Origin of the sequence: Ligilactobacillus sp., from assembly GCF_036846325.1 — a bacterium.
Lineage (GTDB): Bacteria > Bacillota > Bacilli > Lactobacillales > Lactobacillaceae > Ligilactobacillus.
Genome location: NZ_DAIUCE010000002.1, coordinates 21,307 through 38,354, shown reverse-complemented (window position 1 = coordinate 38,354; position 17,048 = coordinate 21,307). Strand labels below are relative to the sequence as shown.

The window sequence follows — 17,048 nt, the reverse complement described above, 5'->3', positions numbered from 1 at the left end:
ATTTAACTAAAGATATTAAAGATAAATACAATTTATCCGATTATGTAAAGTGTAGGTTGTTAAATACACCATTCCAACATGAAAGGAAAAGATTATCCATGAATCATATCAGAAAAAAAGGTCAAAAAAAATCGATTGCTCATACACTGGTCAAGCTGCTCATTTTCTGCAGCTTCGTCCCTATGTTCATTATATTCGCAGTCTCGTATCTCACATTTTCAAATGTCCTGATTAATCGAAACAACACGACCAAGACAAGTTCCGTCGAAATCATTCAAAATGAACGACTGAAACTGAATACTCAGACTGCCTCGACGCTCAAGTCAATCGCAAAGGGAACAATGTTCAACGGATCAAAATTCGATGCAGCCCAGATCGGCGGCATCTTAAAGCTTGTTGCAAACAGCAACAAGGACATCATCGGAGCAACATTCGTGGATTCAAAAAATCACGCCATAAGCACGATGCAGTCAGGATCTTCTGTCAACGCCAGGAATACCGAATGGTATAGAAAGGCCGTCAATAATGAAGGTCAGATTATCTGGACAAACCCTTATCTCGATGAACAAACTGACAGTTACGTCACAAGCTGTGCCGTCGCAGTTCGCAACCAAAGCAATCATCTGGGCGTCGTCAGTCTTGAAATTACATACAAGAACATCGAATTCATCGTTAAGAAAATGAAGGTCGGCAATACCGGACGCGTCGCACTTGTTTCAAAATCAGCACGAGTTCTGGCATCACGAGACACCACTAGCAGTGACGTCCCTAAAAAAGTTCCTACTGAAATCAAAGCCTTCAAGCGCGGTAATGACATTTCAAACGATTCAGTCTTCAAGGCAATTGAAAATGCTCCGACAAGACAAGGATACATCAGAGTTTCAAACGGTAAGGCCGAATACCTCAGCAAAGCAGAGGAAGATTCGAATAACATCTTACGTTTATTGAATCCAAATGCCAAAATTGCAGACGTCTACTACGATAAAGGTGTAAAAGGCAGCAATTCATGGGCTGTAGCCGCTGTTGCCAAAAATGATCTGTATCATGAACGCTATGATCTTGAACAATGGATTCTCATCATTTCCGTCATTATCATGCTCGTCATTGCATTTATGTCAGAATTCATCAAGAAATCGCTGCGTTCGGGCACCAAATATTTTGTTGACGTCTTTGCTTCCAGCGCTAAGGGAAATCTTTCACTCGTATCAGACGACATCGGCAACGACGTTTCAGGAGCAGAACGCTTTGGCAGAAAACTGTTTGCTCCGACAAAGGACGGCAATGAATTCGGCCAGATTGTCTATGCGTACAACATGATGGTCAAATCAATGATTGAGCTGATTAAAAATGTTCAGACACAAAGCAAAAACGTTGCGCAAATGTCCGATTCATTGCTCGAGCTTTCCAAACAAACCGGAAAGGCCACTGAAGAAGTATCTCAAACAATTACTGGAATTGCTGACGTCACAAGTTCACAGGCCGAAGAAACACAGGAAAGCGTAACGAAACTGAAAGAACTTTCAGAAATTATCGATCAGCTCCATACAAACGTCATGAACATGAATGAAGAGGCAAAGCAAAGCTCTGAAATCAATCAGGAAAACATGAACACGATGGATAAAGTCAACAGCAGCTGGTCAGAAGAACTGAGTGCCATGGAAAAATTGATGCACAGTGTTGAAGAAATGAACACCAACGTCCAGGACATTACCAAAATCATCAATGTCATCAATGAGATTTCGCGCCAGACAAACCTGCTTGCCTTAAACGCCTCAATCGAAGCTGCAAGTGCCGGAGAAGCCGGCAAAGGATTCTCAGTCGTTGCCGCAGAAATTCGCAAGCTGGCAGAACAAAGCGCTGCGTCAACCAAGGAAATCGAAGACATCATTGCCAACATCCAGGCACAATCAAGCGGCATGGTCGATCAGACGAATGCCTCGCTTGAAGGAGGACAAAAACAATCCAAACTCATCCAAGACGCAATCAAGTCAACTATGGAAGTATTTAAACGCAATCAGTCCATGGCAAACGGCATCTCAAATGTCGAACAAGCCAGCGGAAATATAGAAAGCGTTCAAAACCAAGTTCTTGAAGGACTCGAGAGCATCTCTGCTTCGACCCAGGAAAATGCTGCCGGAACAGAAGAAGTTTCAGCCAACTCGGAAGAAGTTCTCGCAACGATGGACGAATTCACACAACACGTTTCCGATCTCCGCGATATTTCGGCAACTCTCAAAGAAGAAACTGATAAATTCAAATTGTAAACACCCTTATCTGACTCAAACGACTTTAAGATAGAATTAAAAAATGCCCGTGACAGGAAACATCCTTCCGTGTCATGGGCATTTTAGCATGTCCCGATCTTCAAAATAATGAAATCAGAGCAGCAATTTAATTTTAATCGTTTTCTTCTCTGTCTTTCGGATGATAGAACATTCTTCCATCCATTGCAAACAGCCTTTCCGTGAAAGCTCCGCCCTCAGTTCTTGTAACCGAGTTTCTGATCATTTGAATCGATGCGTCCAAGTTGTCAAGCTGATGAAGAACGTCAGCCTCAAGCAGCAGCGGTTTCACCGGAGAACCATACTCAAGCAGTCCGTGATGCGAAACAATCATATGTCTCAACAAAACTGCATCTTCCGAATCCAAATCAATATCCAGTTTTTTCAGCGCCAAGACAATCTGCTCATCAATCAAAACGATATGCCCGAGAAGATTTCCCTCAAGGGTATACGTTGTCGCCACCGGTCCCGAAAGCTCCAGCGTCTTGCCCATGTCGTGCAGAATGGCTCCTGCATAAAGCAAAGACTTATTTATCTCAGGGTATTCACCGGCAACTGCTTCTGCCAGACGTAAAATTGAAAGCGTGTGATATGCCAACCCGCCTGAATAAGCATGGTGATTTGACTTGGCAGCGGGAAAAGTCAAGAATTGCTCTGCATTTTCCCGTAAAAGCTGCTTGACAACGTCATGCCACGTTTTATTTTTTATTTTTTCCAAATATCCTTCCAGTTCCTCTTTCATTTGGCTAGTTCCCTCCGGGGCGTCCGGAACGTAAAGTCTTGGATCATTCGGTTCGTCTTCTTTTGCCAAACGAAGATGCGCAATTTTGATCTGCGGATTATTCTGATAGTTCTCGCGCTTTCCTTTCAGATAAACGACATTTCCAGCTTTAAACTGTTCAATGTCATTTGCGGACGCATCCCAGAACTTGGCGCTGATCACGCCCGATTTATCAGAAAAATTGATTGCAATGAATTTGTTCCCATTTTTGGCAGTCCTGGTTTCTGCTGTTTTAATCAAAACAAACAAAGAAACGTTTTCGCCTACGTCATAGTCATATAATTTTTTCGTCATATTTCCTCCATCTGATTCGCATGTCCTTTATTACTTTAACACGAAAACAGGAGCGAGACAAAACGCAATGTCCCGCTCCGTAATCAATCCTTGTAAAGTTCCTGAACCGGACGAAAAATAATCCTGCTCAATTCATCCATCATCATGCTCAACGTCTGCTCCTTTTGCATTAATGTCTGCAGAGTTTCATATCCTTCCGCTTCCTTGCCTAAATTCTGAAGCTTTTTAAAATCGTCTTCCGTCGGCTTTTGTCCGGACATTTGCTTTCTTTGAAGCTCTTCTTGCAAGGAATGAATGTCTTTGAAACACTTAAAGGCCTTTTCATCAGCTTTAAGGGATTCATATGCGGCCTGCAGCTCCTGATACTGATTCGTCTTCCTTAAATCCTGCTCCATTTGATTTGCCGTATCATAAATATTAATCATGCCGATCCCTCCAATTAATTTCCAAAAATCTGCTGCAATTTCTGTTTGCCTGCATCAACCCATGAGTCAACTTTCTGCTTAATGCCAGAACCTGATTTTTCAATGTTTGCACCGGCATTCTTGATTGAATCCCAAAGGTTTGAACTGCTGCTTATATTTTCATATGCCAGAGTCGACGCTGCCTTGACTTTAAACTGAGTCTGCTTCGTCTTTGGCAAAATACCTTCCATTTCTGATTTGAACAATGCTGCTCCGCCTCTTACACCGGCATTTTCAATCGAATTCTTGTTTGAATCAAATCCGACCCAGGTTGCCAGAACAACATCGGGCGTATAGCCGATATACCATCTGTCAGTGTCGGCTGCGGTCGGATCAATGCCGTTTCCCTGAGTCGAACCGGTTTTTCCGGCAATCGTATAGCCGTAAGGTTTGGCAGCAGCCCCAGTTCCGTTTTTGTAAACGTCAATCATCATGCTTGTCATCTCATTGGCGACTTTTTCTGAAACGACTCTGGTCGAATCTGCATCTTCTTCATCAACGATTGTTTTTCCGGAAGCGTCGACGATCTTTCGAATAAAATGCGCATCATATTTCACGCCGCCGTTGGCAAATGCAGAGTAGGCAGATGCCATGGTCATCGGCGAGACGCCCTTTTCCAACCCTCCCAGGGCAAGGCTCAGATTCTTATCGGAATCAGATAATTTCAATCCGAATTTTTCGGCTGAACGATATCCCTCCGAGACACCTATTTTGTTCAGCAACCATACCGCAGTCGTATTCTTGCTTTCAGCCAAGGCCTGATAAAGCATGATTTTCCCCTGATATGTTCCAGTCGCATTCTTAGGACTGTATTTATTGGAACCGTAAGCCCTGTACTTGTCTTCAACCATTGAATCATAATGATAACCATGCTGAAGAGCCGGAGCGTAGACGGCTAACGGCTTGATTGTCGATCCGGGCGAACGGACAAGCTGCGTCGCACGATTGTAGCCGCGGAAAACATGGCTGTCGTTTCTGCCGCCAACCAAAGCCGTTACGCCACCAGTCCTGGGATCGATGGCAATTGAAGCCCCCTGTGCCCGGGTCCCGTCATCCGCATCATAGGGAAACAGCGAACTGTCCGCAAAATCAGTTTGCATCGTTGACTGATAGTTTTGATCAAGCGTCGTGTAGATCTTATAGCCGCGGTTCATGATGTCCTCTTCGCTCAAGCCATATTTCCTGATTGCCTCATCAATGACTGCATCGAAGAAATATGGATAACGATAGCCCGAATCGTACTGATAGTTGTCGCTTGTAATCATCGGGCTTGACTGATATGCTTTCAGCTGTTCCTGCGTCAATTTGCCGTTATCCTTCATCAAAGTCAAAACAACGTTTCGTCGCTGCCTTGACTCTGCCGGGTGATCCTTTGGATTATATCCGTTCGGGTTTTTCAGCATGCCGGCAATCGTTGCCGCCTGCGGAACCGTCAACTGCGAAGCATGAACGCCGAAATATTTCTCTGACGCATCCTCAACGCCCCAGACGCCATTGCCAAAATACGCATTATTCAAATACATCGCCAGAATCTGCTTCTTGCTGTACGTATTTTCAACCTGCATCGCAATGAAAATTTCCTTGGCCTTTCTGGATATCGTCTGCTCCTGCGATAAGAAGGCATTTTTGACGAGCTGTTGCGTCAGTGTGCTTCCGCCGCCCGCAATATCGCTGCTGCCCATGATGCGATTCTTCAAATTGAGCAGTAATGCACGCGCCATCCCCTTGACAGAAAAACCGTACTCGTGATAAAAATTGCGGTCTTCAGTTGACAAAACGGCATCTGAGACGTTTGGTGAAATCTTGTCAAGAGAAACCCATGTCCCCTTTTGCGAATAGAGATACCCTGCCTTGTCGCCGTCCTTGTCATAAATTGTCGTCGGTCTCTCCAAAGCATTCTCGAGTCCTTTGACGTTTGCTGTTTTGGCCACGTAAACCAAATAGATGCTTGTTGCTAAAAAAACGCTCAAACATGCAACGATGAACCATCTGATCAATTGATACCGATGACATTTTTCCTTGAGCCAGATTCCGAACCGGCTCATGTACCGTTTAAGCAATTCTGTTGTTTTTTCTAAAAAAGACTTGTCCATTCAGATCCTCTTCCATGCTCTTTTATGCTTAAGAAATATTATCACATTTGCTCTGATAAAAGGAGTTTTATAAGAGAAACTTAATCATCTTCAGGTGCAATTCCAATCGCATCATGATTGATATGCTCAATAACCATCTTTTTGAACTCCGAAGCAGCATCAGCTGAAGGGCTGATTACCACGAGCGTGTCATAGCCCGCAATCGTTCCGGCAACGCATTCAGGTTTCAAATCATCGATTATTGCCGCCAGAACGTTTGCATTTCTCGGCATCGTCTTAACAACGTTAACAAATTCGACTTGCGTAATTTCAATCACAAAATCATAAATTGCCTTGTAAAGCCTGAGCCACTCGGCTTGATTTTGTTCCTTGAAGACGACGTAACGCAAATGACCATCGCCATCCTGCTGCTTAACAATCTGCATTTCGCGAATATCACGCGAGATCGTCGCCTGGGTAGCTGAAATTCCCGCTTTCTTCAAGGCCTTTAGCAGATCGTCCTGATTTGAAATTATCTGCTTGGTAATCAATTGTTCAATCTTAGCTTGTCTAAGCTCTTTTTTCACGAATATTCACTTCCTGTTTCATTTGCTATAGGCACAAGTGTTTTTCAATATATTTGCCTGCCATTTCCATTATAGCAAATAATATTAGAAAAAGGTGAATTTAAAAAACACTCCCGCTTACAGGAAAAAGAAAAAACTCCGAGATTCCTTCTCTCAGAGTTTTTCCGGACATCATAATCGTTTCTGATTCAACCAGGCCTCCGTTGCGCTCTTTCCGGCAAAGCGGCCGTAAGTGAAAATGTCAGCCAGAGAATTTCCGCCAAGACGATTACCGGCATGAATGCCGCCGGCTACTTCTCCAGCAGCAAACAATCCCGGAATCCTGTTGCCGTCCTTGTCAAGAACGCAGGCATCAGTATCAATTCTCAACCCGCCCATCGTATGGTGAATTGCGGGTTTTCTCGGCGTTGCATAGAAAGGTGCCTTGACGACTTTAAGGTCAAAGACTTCCTTGCCGAAGTCAGGATCTTTTCCTGCATCAACGTATGAATTGTATTTTTCAATTTCCCGGACAAAAACCTCCGGATCAACACCAATCTGCCTGGCCAGCCCTTCAAGAGTATCATCACGAAACAGCGTCCCGGCCTCAACTTGAGCATCAATCTGTTCCTGAGAAGTATTATAGGCAGTTTCCTTGATTGCGTCATCAGCAATCAGATAAAACAGACCGCCGTTGTCAAATGCAGCCTTTGTCAAGACGTCGCGGCCGGAATACTCGTCAACAAAACGCCTGCCCTTTTGATTAACCATGACGTAGTTTGCAGGCGGACACTGAATGCCGGTGAACAATTCACCGGTCTGAGGATCGGATACGGGCATCATCTGCGTGAAGCCCATCCCTACAAGATCGGCACCAACGCTTGTTCCGAGTTTGATTCCGTCACCGGTGATTGCAGGTGAATTCGAGGTCGCAATGTCATCATCGATTTTCGTCCAGTAAGTATTGTACTTCTGTACCATCTTGGTATTTGCTCCGTACCCGCCGGATGCCAGGACGACACCGCCTTTGGCATGCACGATGACTTCATGCCCGTCAGAAGCACGACCGACGACGCCGGAAACGCGCCCGTTTTCATCGACTAAAAGTCTTACTGCCGGCGTTTCAGTCAAAATCGTCCCATGATGCTCCAGAACCCAGCGCTTGAGTTCCTTGATAAATGCAAACCCCAGGCCCTCTTTTGGCTTATGGCCACGACGCCACAGTGCTCCGACCGGCATGGTGACTTCACTTTTGTCGAAATCAACGCCGATGTCTTCAAGCCACTTAACGGATTCCAGGCTGTGATCGATTAGTTTTTTGACAAGATCATACTGACCGTGAATTTCACGCCCGTTAAGATCAACGCGCTTTCCGCCAAGGTAGGTCTGAATTTCGTGCCAGAGGTTGGAGTCAAAGAGATATTCTGCTCCGGTGTCAAGATATGCACGAATCTGCTTCTTTAATTTCTTGAAATCGTCCAGGTACTCGGGATCAATTTCATTTTCGTCCATGTCAATCATTTTCTTCAATGCTTCAGCTTCGCCCGGAAGAGCCTTGAAAGTATTTTGCCACTCAGGATCAGCGGCATTCATCGGACCGCCGGCACGAACGGTATTTCCTCCAAGTGCAGGGAATTTTTCGAGCAAAACTGCCTGTCTGCCGTTTTGAATCACGGTTGCGGCTGCTGCCAAACCGGCGCCGCCACCACCGACAACAACGACGTCCGTATCAATTTCCTCCTTCCCAAGTGTTTTCTTCGACGGCTTCGGACGCTTCTTCAGGACATCCGGATCCCCCCCGGCAAGTTCAACGGCTTCGGCAACCCCGTCAATAATTCCTCTGCTGGTGACCGATGCTCCGGAAACAGCATCAACGTTCAGGGTCTGACCTGCAATGATCTGATTCGGAATACGGTCAAATACAGTATCAGCAATGCCGGCCGTTTCAGTTGAACGATCAATCTCGATGTTTTCGATCCGGTTATCTGAAAAGGTGACCTTCATCGGAACCTTGCCGTTGTGCCCGGAAGCGACGACATCATATTCACCGGCTTTAAAATTGACTTCCTGCGGTTCATTATATGCTTCAATCGCCGAAACAAAACGGACGAAGTTCTTGAAAAATCCGTCAAGAATCCTGACCGTCTGCTCCGATTTGAGATTTCCGTCCTTGTCAAATGCATCAGAACTGTTTGACAGCAGAAATTCGTTCCCGGGAAGCGGCAGTGCCTCGACTCCCGGTGATTCGAGGATTTCGCGCAAATGAAGCTGCGCCGTCGCAGACCCCGTTGAGCGAATCGAAGTTCCGACAATCATCACAGGCTTGTCAGTAAACGGATGATGCTCAAATGACATCCATTCGATGAAGCTCTTCAGGCAGGCGGAAATCGTATGATTGTGTTCCGAAACGGAAATGATGAACCCGTCTGCTTCCTCAAGCTTTTCAGCCATTGACGAAACCGAACCGGATGCGCTGACCTCTCTTGATTCATCAAAAAGAGGCAGGCTGCCTGTTTCAATCAGTTCAATTTCCGCGCTGCCATGGTATCTTTTCTTCATGAACTCAAGCAGAGTTCTCGTATTTGAATCTGCAGAATTAGTGCCGACAATCCCAAAAAGTTTCATCTTCTGTTCCATCCTTCCCTAAAGTAGTCATCAAGTGCCTTGACGTCGGTTTCGTTTTTCAGGTCACCGTTTTCGTCAAATGCTTCAAGTGAATGTCCGAGGAAAAAGCTTGCGCCCGTATGGAAATCTGCCTTCAGATCTTCCGAAGACAGAATCTGTCGAAGCTGATTCTGTGCCCTCAAGGTTCCTAAATTACCATATGATGCACCTACAATCAGAGTTTTCTTGTTGTTAAATGCACGGCTCGTGTATGCCAGCCATTCCAATACGTTCAACAGGGCTGCTGGAACAGAATGGTCATATTCAGGTGTTGCAATAATGACTCCGTCTGCGGCCTCGATTTTGTCACTGAGCTTCCTGACTGACGACGGTGCAGTTTTCGACACCGGTTTGTCAAACATGGGTATTCCGGAGATTTCGAAAATTTCAATTTCCGCTTCTGCTGCAAAGTGACGTTTCATATATTGCAGAAGCCGGCGGTTGGTAGATTCTTCGGCTGCCGTTCCGACAATGCCTACAAGTTTCATTGCGAGTCCCTCTTTCTTTTTATAACTAAAAAGCAATAAATAATAGATAGCGCTTACATAGGAATCTGATATACATTGCCTTTTGGGATTTTAGTTCTAAATGCACTGACAAAAACACCGATTTGTAGTACAATTTTATTATAATTCAATGAAGATGTTTTGTTAACCATTTATCTGTCAATAAGATAATAACTATTAAGTTATAAGAAAGGGGCTTAAAAATGGCCATCTTAAATGACAACACCATTCTTCAATACCTTGACAGCCTTCTGAAGTACAACAGTTTCACCAAGGCATCCGAGGATCTTTACATTTCGCAGCCATATCTGACTCAGGTCATCAAGAAAACTGAAAAGCGCATCGGAGTCAAGATCATCGACCGGGGAAACAATCAGATCCGTCTGACCGAAGCCGGGCGACTTTACTATAAATATCTGACCGAAAACGTTGAACATACGAGTGATTTCATGCATCAACTGAGCGAGTTCACTCAAAAGAAGAATTCGGTCATCAAAATCGGCGTTCTGCCGACTCTTGGCAGTTTTCTTCTGCCACAGTTCCTGCCGGAGTTTATTGAAAAACATCCTGACGTCAGAATTGAGCTTAAGGAAGCTTCACCGGAAATTTCCGTCGAAAGGGCCATTAAGGGACAGATCAATTTCTATATCGGACAAACCCCGGCAACGGTCGGACCACAGCTTGTATGCGAAATCAGAGGACATGAGCCGTATTACTTCATGATTCCAAAAACTTCACAATACTACCATTCCGGTCAGAAATTCGTCGATATCGCATCGGTCAACATCGAAAATCTCCTTCAGGAACCGTTGCTTTTAACCTGTGCCGGATCGGCCATCAGAAAGCAGATTAATTTCCTGACCCATAAATTCAAGATCACTCCAGACATCGTTCTTGAAAGCACAAATATCGACACGATTGCCTCCTTATCAGCCAGAGGTCTTGGAAGCACCATCATTCCGGCCACCGTTGCCGTTCATTTGGACGACGGAGACTACAACCTGTGTCCCTTGCCTAAAAGTATTTTATCGCTCGATTACTTTCTTGCATACTCCAAGGAAAGAACTCTGAACTCCAATGAAAAGGACATGGTTGAGGCATTCAAGAGAATCGACATCATTGAATGCACTAAAAAAGAGGGCTGGCCGGAGTTTCATGACACTGAGGAAGAGGAATGAATGCATTGGTGAACCCCCCGGACGTAAACGGCCGGGTTTCCTGAGCCGCACGCCTGCAAAAACCGTGCTGAGCTGCGCATAGAAAAACAGACAGGTTTTCAATCGTCAGAAACCCGTCTGTTTTTTTATAATTCTTCAATGTCACTGCCGTCATCCGTCACGAATTACGAATTGAACCGCACTGAATCATGGCAGTGGTGTCATGTTCCTGTTCTGATATTGCAGAACGTGTTCTTCGACAATCGTCAAAATCGTCTTTGAAACGGTTGCCATCGCCTCAGTCGTGACATACTCGTACTGACCGTGGAAATTGTTTCCGCCGTTGAAGAGGTTTGGCGTTGGAATCCCCTTTTGCGTAAAGAAGTTGCCGTCGGTTCCTCCTCTGAACGGAACGATTCTGACTTTAAACCCGAGCTTTTTGTATGAATCAATGGCCAGGTTGACAATATAGGGATTCTTTTTAATCGTATCACCGATATTCCGATATTGTTCGGTAAATTTCAGCGTAACGCGCTGTTTGTCATAGCGCGCATTGATTTTTGCAACCAGTTTTTTCAAAAATTCCTGTTTGGCACAAAATTCTTCAGTGTCAAAATCGCGAATAATCATGCTGAGATACGCATGATCGACTGTGGCATCAAACTCGTTTACCAAAATGAACCCTTCGTGATCCCTGCTCTTTTCCGGAACCTCGTCCTGCGGCAGTGCACTGACGATTTCATTTGCAATCAGGGCCGCATTAACCATCAGGCCATACGCATCCCCAGGATGAACAGCCGTTCCTTCAACTTCGATCTGCGCCCAAGTGGCATTAAACGTTTCATATTCGATTTCGCCCGGCTGACCGTTGTCAAGCGTATAGGCAAATTCAACCGGAAATTCTGTCTCATCAAATCTCCTGGCGCCTTGACCGATTTCTTCATCCGGGCCAAATGCCAAATACAGTTCTCCGTGTTCAAAATCAGGATGTTCCTCAAGATATTTGACCGCCCCAAGCAATCCGGCAACTCCGGCCTTATCATCCGCCCCCAAGAGCGTTGTTCCGTCTGTCGTAATCAATCGCTGTCCCTTGAATTTCTTCAAATCGGGAAATTCCTTCGGGCTTAGGATAATGCCTAAGTCCTCGTTTAAAACAACGTCTCCTCCGTCATAATCTGGATGCACAATCGGACAGACGTTTTCAGAATTGAAATCGGCGGTGTCAAGATGCGCAATGAACCCGATGGAACTCAAATTTTTCTCTGTATTTGCCGGAATTCTTGCAATCGTAAAGGCGGTCTTTTCGTTATACCATGCCTCAACCCCGAGCTTTTTCAAATCATCCCGCACAATCAGTGCGAGTTCCCTTTGTCCCGGAGTCGTCGGAACCTGTTTGCTCGAAACGTCTGAGCGCGTATTGACCCTGGCATATCTGACAAAACAATCTTCAATATATCGTTGATCTAATTCCATGCTTCATTCCCCGCCTATTTTGCAATGTATGCAGTCTTCCAGTCATAAGGAACTCCGGCCGGATTATAAACGACGTTCTTGACGTTTTCACGCAAAAGCTGCGATTTTGCCTGCTGATAAAGCGGAATCGTGCCCTGGTCCTTAGCCAGAAGCTCTTCTGCTTCGACAAGCTTTTGCCAGCGCTTGGCCGGTTGATTGGCATAGGTGTTTTCTGCCTCGTCAAGCAGCTTGTCAAATTCGGCATTCTTCCAGCCCGAGTTGTTATAGCTGGCATCCGATTCCCAGATATCAAGGAAATTGATTGGATCGGCAAATACTGACTGCCATGTCTTGACCGTAATCTGATAGTCGCTGTTCTTTTGCTTGGCAAGCATTTGAACGAACGGAACGCACGTTACTGAAATCTTGACGCCCGGCAACGCTTCAAGCTTGCTTTGCAAAAATTCTGCCGTCTGTTTGCTCGTATCCGTATCGCTTGTCAGGATATTCAAGTCGAGCTTGCTTGTCCCTGTTTCCTTATATCCTTTTTCAAGATACTTCTTGGCCTTCTTGAGGTTGAATTCGACAGCTTCCTTAACGTAGGCCTGATCGGCAAAATTCTTCTTTGAAACGGGATCTTTGCCGATGCCGTACGGAACGAAGCCTTTCGATGGCGTCGATCCGTCCTGCAAAACGTTTTCAGTCAGTTCCTTGCGGTCAATTGCAAGCGAAAGCGCGCGTCTGATGTTCCTGTTCTTAAATTCCGGAACCTTGTTCTGGTTAAGATCAAGTCTGGCAGTAGCCGTCGGAAGACGCTTGACAAATGCGGGGCTGCTCTTCAGATTCTTGACTTGCTGGCCGCTGAGCAGCGTTTCGTCGGCTTTTTTAGCCTGATACAGGTTATATCCGGTTGTCGTGCTTTCTGTTACGAGTTCGTGAATCTTGTTCAAATGAACGTTTTCCTTATCCCAGTAATGCTTGTTCTTTACGAGCGTCCATGACTTGTTGGTTCCGTTCCAACCGGTCAAGACGTATGGTCCGTTGTAAACGCTGTATTTTGCCTGAGTGCCGTAAAGTTTGCCGTATTTTTCAACCGCAGTCTGGTTAACGGGATAGAAAAGCGGCCAGGCAAGCAGCTGTTTGAAATATGGAACGGCCTTTGTCAGTTTGACCGTCAGCTTATACTTGCCGCTGGCAGTTATTCCCAGTTCCTTCGGATTCTTCTTGTCTGCGATGATTTCGTTGGCATTTTCAACCTGGTTCAAATAAAAGGCATCCTGTGAAGTCGTCTTGGGATCGACGGTTCTTCGCCATGAATAAACAAAATCCTTTGCGGTAACCTCTTCGCCGTTCGACCACTTGACGCCCTTGCGAAGCTCAAAACTGTAAGTCCTGCCATCCTTTGAAACGCTGGCTTTTTTTGCCAACGCCAGTTGCGGAGTGCCGTTTTTGTCCAGGCGATACAGTCCTTCCTGAGTATTCATCAAGACGTTAAAGCTCAAGGTATCCGTTGCCTTTGACAAATCGGCCGTTGCCAGCGTATTGCTTTCGGTCCAGTTCAGCTCCTGCTTTGCAGCGTATCTGCCGTCTGCCTTCTTAGAAGCATCGCTGCTTTTTCCGTTGCCGCATCCGGCGAGCAGCAAAACGGCCGCACTGACTGCTAAAATATTTCTCTTCTTCATTATGTATCCCTCCAAAAAAACATAAAAACGTCCTCAGCATCTTCTACTGAAGACACTAAGGACGTTTCCGCGCGGTACCACCTTAATTCGCCACAAACTCACGCTTGCAGCCTCACCAGCTTCGTATTCAAAGCTGCGGGATTTATCGGTCCCGCACCGGATAAACAGCTTGCACCGTTCATCTTGCTCAGAGCTCATCTTCGCTTGTCGTTCATCTCCGTGCTCTCACCAACCCACGTTCTCTTCAGGCGAACCTTCAAGCGATCTTCTCTTCAAAGCATTCTGTCTGTTAATGATATGATTATTTAATCATCTGTCAACCGTTTTGTCAAGACTGTTTTAACAAAAGAATGTCCATTTTCATCTGAGACTCTATTAATTCTTTTAAAATCCAAAGTAAAAACTACATTTCATCGGGTGCCTTAACACCGAGTAAACGCAATGATTCCTTCAAAACTTCGGCAACACTCTTGACCAAGGCAAGTCGTGCCTCCTTTTGATCATCGTCTTCCAAAATTCTTGAATGCGCGTAATAGCGGTTGAAGGCCTTGGCCAGATGGATTCCGTATTTTGCAATGACTGACGGCTCATATTCTTCAACCGCCTTCAAAACGGTTGCAGGGAAATCAGCCAGAAGACGCAGCGTTTCCCATGCTTCAGGATCGTCAAGACGATACTTCACCGCAGCATCAAGCTCAGGATTGCCGGCCTTGCGCAAGATACTCATTGCCCTTGCATGTGAATACTGAACGTACGGACCCGTTTCACCTTCAAAGCGAACGACTTCTTCCAAATTAAAATCGAAATTGTTCAAGCGGTCATTCTTAAGATCGTGGAACACAACTGCCCCGACACCGACGGCTTCTGCAACCTCATCCTTGTTTTCAAGCGCAGGATTCTTTTCTTCGATTTGTTTTTGTGCCAGTTTGACGGCATCGTCAAGCACTTCTTCAAGCAAAACGATTCTGCCCGAACGAGTCGAGAGCTTCTTGCCGTCTTTTGTAATCAGACCGAACGGAATGTGATGAATGTCATCGGACCAGTCATAACCCATTTCCTTTAAGACAGCCTTAAGCTGCTTGAAGTGATTTTTCTGTTCATTGCCGACGACATAAAGCGATTGTGCGAATTTGTACGTGCGCTTTCTGTAGATTGCGGCAGCCAAATCACGCGTGATGTACAGGGTTGCTCCATCCGTCTTCTTGATCAGAGCCGGATTGAGATCATATTTGCTCAAGTCGACGATTTGAGCACCTTGACTTTCATGAAGCAGATTCTTTGCTTCAAGCATTTCAACGACTTCGTCCATCTTGTCGTTGTAAAATGCCTCGCCATTGTACGAATCAAATTCAATGTCCAAACGATCGTAAACTCGCATGAATACTTTGAGAGATTCTTCACGGAACCACTTCCAAAGCCTTGTAGCCTCTTCATCGCCGTCTTCCAGGCGCTTAAACCATTCGCGCGCCTCTTCGTCAAGTTCAGGATGATCCACATCTTCTTCGTGAAAACGTACATAATAGCGCAAAAGCGAATCAATCGGGTCTTTTTTGACTTCTTCTTCTGAACCCCAAAGCTTATAGGCACACATCAATTTGCCAAACTGAGTTCCCCAGTCACCCAAATGATTGATCTTGACCGGCTTGTAGCCAGTCTTTTCAAGCATCTGCGCGATTGAGTTGCCGATTACGGTTGAACGAAGATGGCCCATGGACATCGGCTTGGCGATATTGGGCGAAGACATGTCAATCGGCACGTTGCCGCCCTTTCCTTTGTCAGCGTCGCCAAAACCTGCTCCTTTTGCAAGCACGTCTCTCAAAACATCCTCCGAAAAATCCTTCTTGTCCAAAAAGAAATTCACGTATGGTCCAACTGCTTCGATTTTTTCAAAACCGGCATGATCGATTTTTTCAACAAGATCCTGTGCAATCATTTGCGGAGCTTTTCTTAAGACTTTCGCCAGTACGAAAGCCGGAAACGCATAATCACCAAGGTTCAATGACTTTGGCGTTTCAATTTTTGCAGTAATCTCATCAATGCCGAGCTGTCCGTCAACTGCTTGGCTCACTGCCGAAGCGACAAGTTCTTTATAGTCTTTCATGAATAACTGATTCCTCCTGAAATTTAATAGAATATAAAAACGGATAAAAAAAACGTCCCCTGTCACAAAAACAAGAGACGAGATTTCCCCGCGGTACCACTCTAATTGAATCATCCACTCAATATTAAAATGCGTCCTAAAAAGCGCGCTTCACCCGTTTTCGCTGCCCGGCTTCCATCACCCCGGGCTCGCTGCAAGTTTCCGCAGGCTACTCCTCTTTCATCATTGGACAAGACCGCTATATCCGAAGTCTTAAGCGGGTGACGAGAATCGAACTCGCGACATCAGCTTGGGAAGCTGGGATTTTACCACTAAACTACACCCGCATAACAGAGAGTATTATATCATATCTCTGTTTAATTGTCATCAATTTTTATGCAGTAATTTTCTTCATATGCTTGAGACTAACTACTGTCCGATTATGAAAATCAGTTACGGCAACATTATCGTCTTTATGATGCTCAATAATTTCAACTACGGCTGAATTTTCATAGATTTTTTCAATTGAGCCCACAAAATCATGACTCATTGATGCGAACTTATCGCATGCCACACGGTCACCGACCTGAAAATTTGTTTCCATCATCTCACCTACTTCGCCTACAATGGTATGAATAGTATCAAACTTTCAAATAAATTGCAAGTCTTTTTCAACGAAATATAGAAACTCTTAATTTTAACCGGTTTCGTCAACCACGGCTAAGCATAATTAAGATTCAGTGCCGTCTTCCTCATCACTTTCATTGACTTGTTCCTTCTCACGTTGTTTCAACATTTTGTAAGATTTGACATACGACGGAATCAACACAAAACAGGATCCAGCCCATGCCATCGGATTGGCGCAGCATGCACCGGCATAACCCAATGCCTTTGCCAGAAACAATGCGGCCGAACTTCTCATGATAAGTTCGGCGATTCCAGCAAGCGTCGGCACTATGCTTTGTCCCAATCCCTGCAAGGTATAACGAATAACGAACAAAATACCGAGCACCCAGTAGAAAGTGCAGGTTATGTTGAAGTATGTCTG

The 17,048-nt window shown here is 45.2% G+C and carries 12 protein-coding genes, 1 tRNA gene and 1 pseudogene; 2 read left to right on the top strand and 12 right to left on the bottom strand.

Going from position 1 to position 17,048, the window contains the following annotated elements:
* The first annotated feature begins 182 nt into the window (after window positions 1-182).
* A complete protein-coding gene (locus V7Z60_RS00520; RefSeq protein WP_334115498.1) occupies window positions 183-2,264 on the top strand; it encodes a methyl-accepting chemotaxis protein in 2,082 nt (693 codons plus the stop codon).
* 133 nt (window positions 2,265-2,397) lie between these two features.
* Here V7Z60_RS00520 and V7Z60_RS00515 read toward each other — a convergent pair whose 3' ends face one another.
* The 6 genes from V7Z60_RS00515 to V7Z60_RS00490 form a co-directional block, all read right to left on the bottom strand.
* The gene (locus tag V7Z60_RS00515; RefSeq protein ID WP_334115496.1) at window positions 2,398-3,357 is read right to left on the bottom strand and encodes a 3'-5' exoribonuclease YhaM family protein; all 960 of its coding nucleotides are present in this window, start codon (window positions 3,355-3,357) and stop codon (window positions 2,398-2,400) included.
* A gap of 83 nt (window positions 3,358-3,440) precedes the next feature.
* Window positions 3,441-3,782, bottom strand: a complete 342-nt coding sequence (locus V7Z60_RS00510) for a YlbF family regulator (RefSeq protein ID WP_334115495.1) — start codon at window positions 3,780-3,782, stop codon at window positions 3,441-3,443.
* A gap of 14 nt (window positions 3,783-3,796) precedes the next feature.
* Window positions 3,797-5,914 carry a PBP1A family penicillin-binding protein gene (locus V7Z60_RS00505; RefSeq protein ID WP_334115494.1) on the bottom strand — a complete coding sequence of 706 codons (2,118 nt, stop codon included), beginning with the start codon at window positions 5,912-5,914 and terminating at the stop codon, window positions 3,797-3,799.
* 80 nt (window positions 5,915-5,994) lie between these two features.
* Complete coding sequence (locus V7Z60_RS00500; protein WP_334115492.1) at window positions 5,995-6,480, bottom strand: arginine repressor; 486 nt, start codon at window positions 6,478-6,480, stop codon at window positions 5,995-5,997.
* A 171-nt stretch (window positions 6,481-6,651) separates the two neighbouring features.
* The gene (locus V7Z60_RS00495; RefSeq protein ID WP_334115533.1) at window positions 6,652-9,084 is read right to left on the bottom strand and encodes a flavocytochrome c; all 2,433 of its coding nucleotides are present in this window, start codon (window positions 9,082-9,084) and stop codon (window positions 6,652-6,654) included.
* Complete coding sequence (locus tag V7Z60_RS00490; protein ID WP_334115491.1) at window positions 9,081-9,611, bottom strand: NADPH-dependent FMN reductase; 531 nt, start codon at window positions 9,609-9,611, stop codon at window positions 9,081-9,083. Before V7Z60_RS00490 ends, V7Z60_RS00495 begins: the two co-directional genes overlap by 4 nt.
* Before the next feature lie 221 nt (window positions 9,612-9,832).
* On the opposite strand from V7Z60_RS00490, the gene V7Z60_RS00485 reads away from it, so the two are divergent.
* Complete coding sequence (locus tag V7Z60_RS00485) at window positions 9,833-10,807, top strand: LysR family transcriptional regulator (RefSeq protein ID WP_334115490.1); 975 nt, start codon at window positions 9,833-9,835, stop codon at window positions 10,805-10,807.
* 186 nt (window positions 10,808-10,993) lie between these two features.
* Here V7Z60_RS00485 and pepT read toward each other — a convergent pair whose 3' ends face one another.
* From pepT to V7Z60_RS00455, 6 genes and pseudogenes are all read right to left on the bottom strand, one after another.
* Entirely contained in the window at window positions 10,994-12,259 is a 1,266-nt protein-coding gene (gene pepT / locus V7Z60_RS00480; RefSeq protein ID WP_334115489.1) for a peptidase T, read from the bottom strand.
* A 14-nt stretch (window positions 12,260-12,273) separates the two neighbouring features.
* Window positions 12,274-13,920, bottom strand: coding sequence for a peptide ABC transporter substrate-binding protein (locus tag V7Z60_RS00475; protein ID WP_334115487.1), 1,647 nt, complete (start codon window positions 13,918-13,920; stop codon window positions 12,274-12,276).
* Window positions 13,921-14,323: 403 nt separating this feature from the next.
* The gene (gene argS, locus V7Z60_RS00470) at window positions 14,324-16,021 is read right to left on the bottom strand and encodes an arginine--tRNA ligase (RefSeq protein ID WP_334115485.1); all 1,698 of its coding nucleotides are present in this window, start codon (window positions 16,019-16,021) and stop codon (window positions 14,324-14,326) included.
* A gap of 255 nt (window positions 16,022-16,276) precedes the next feature.
* Window positions 16,277-16,347, bottom strand: a tRNA-Gly gene (locus V7Z60_RS00465).
* Between the two features lie 47 nt (window positions 16,348-16,394).
* A complete protein-coding gene (locus V7Z60_RS00460) occupies window positions 16,395-16,604 on the bottom strand; it encodes a DUF2187 domain-containing protein (RefSeq protein WP_334115484.1) in 210 nt (69 codons plus the stop codon).
* Between the two features lie 126 nt (window positions 16,605-16,730).
* A pseudogene (locus tag V7Z60_RS00455) lies at window positions 16,731-17,048 on the bottom strand (MATE family efflux transporter); the annotation flags it as partial.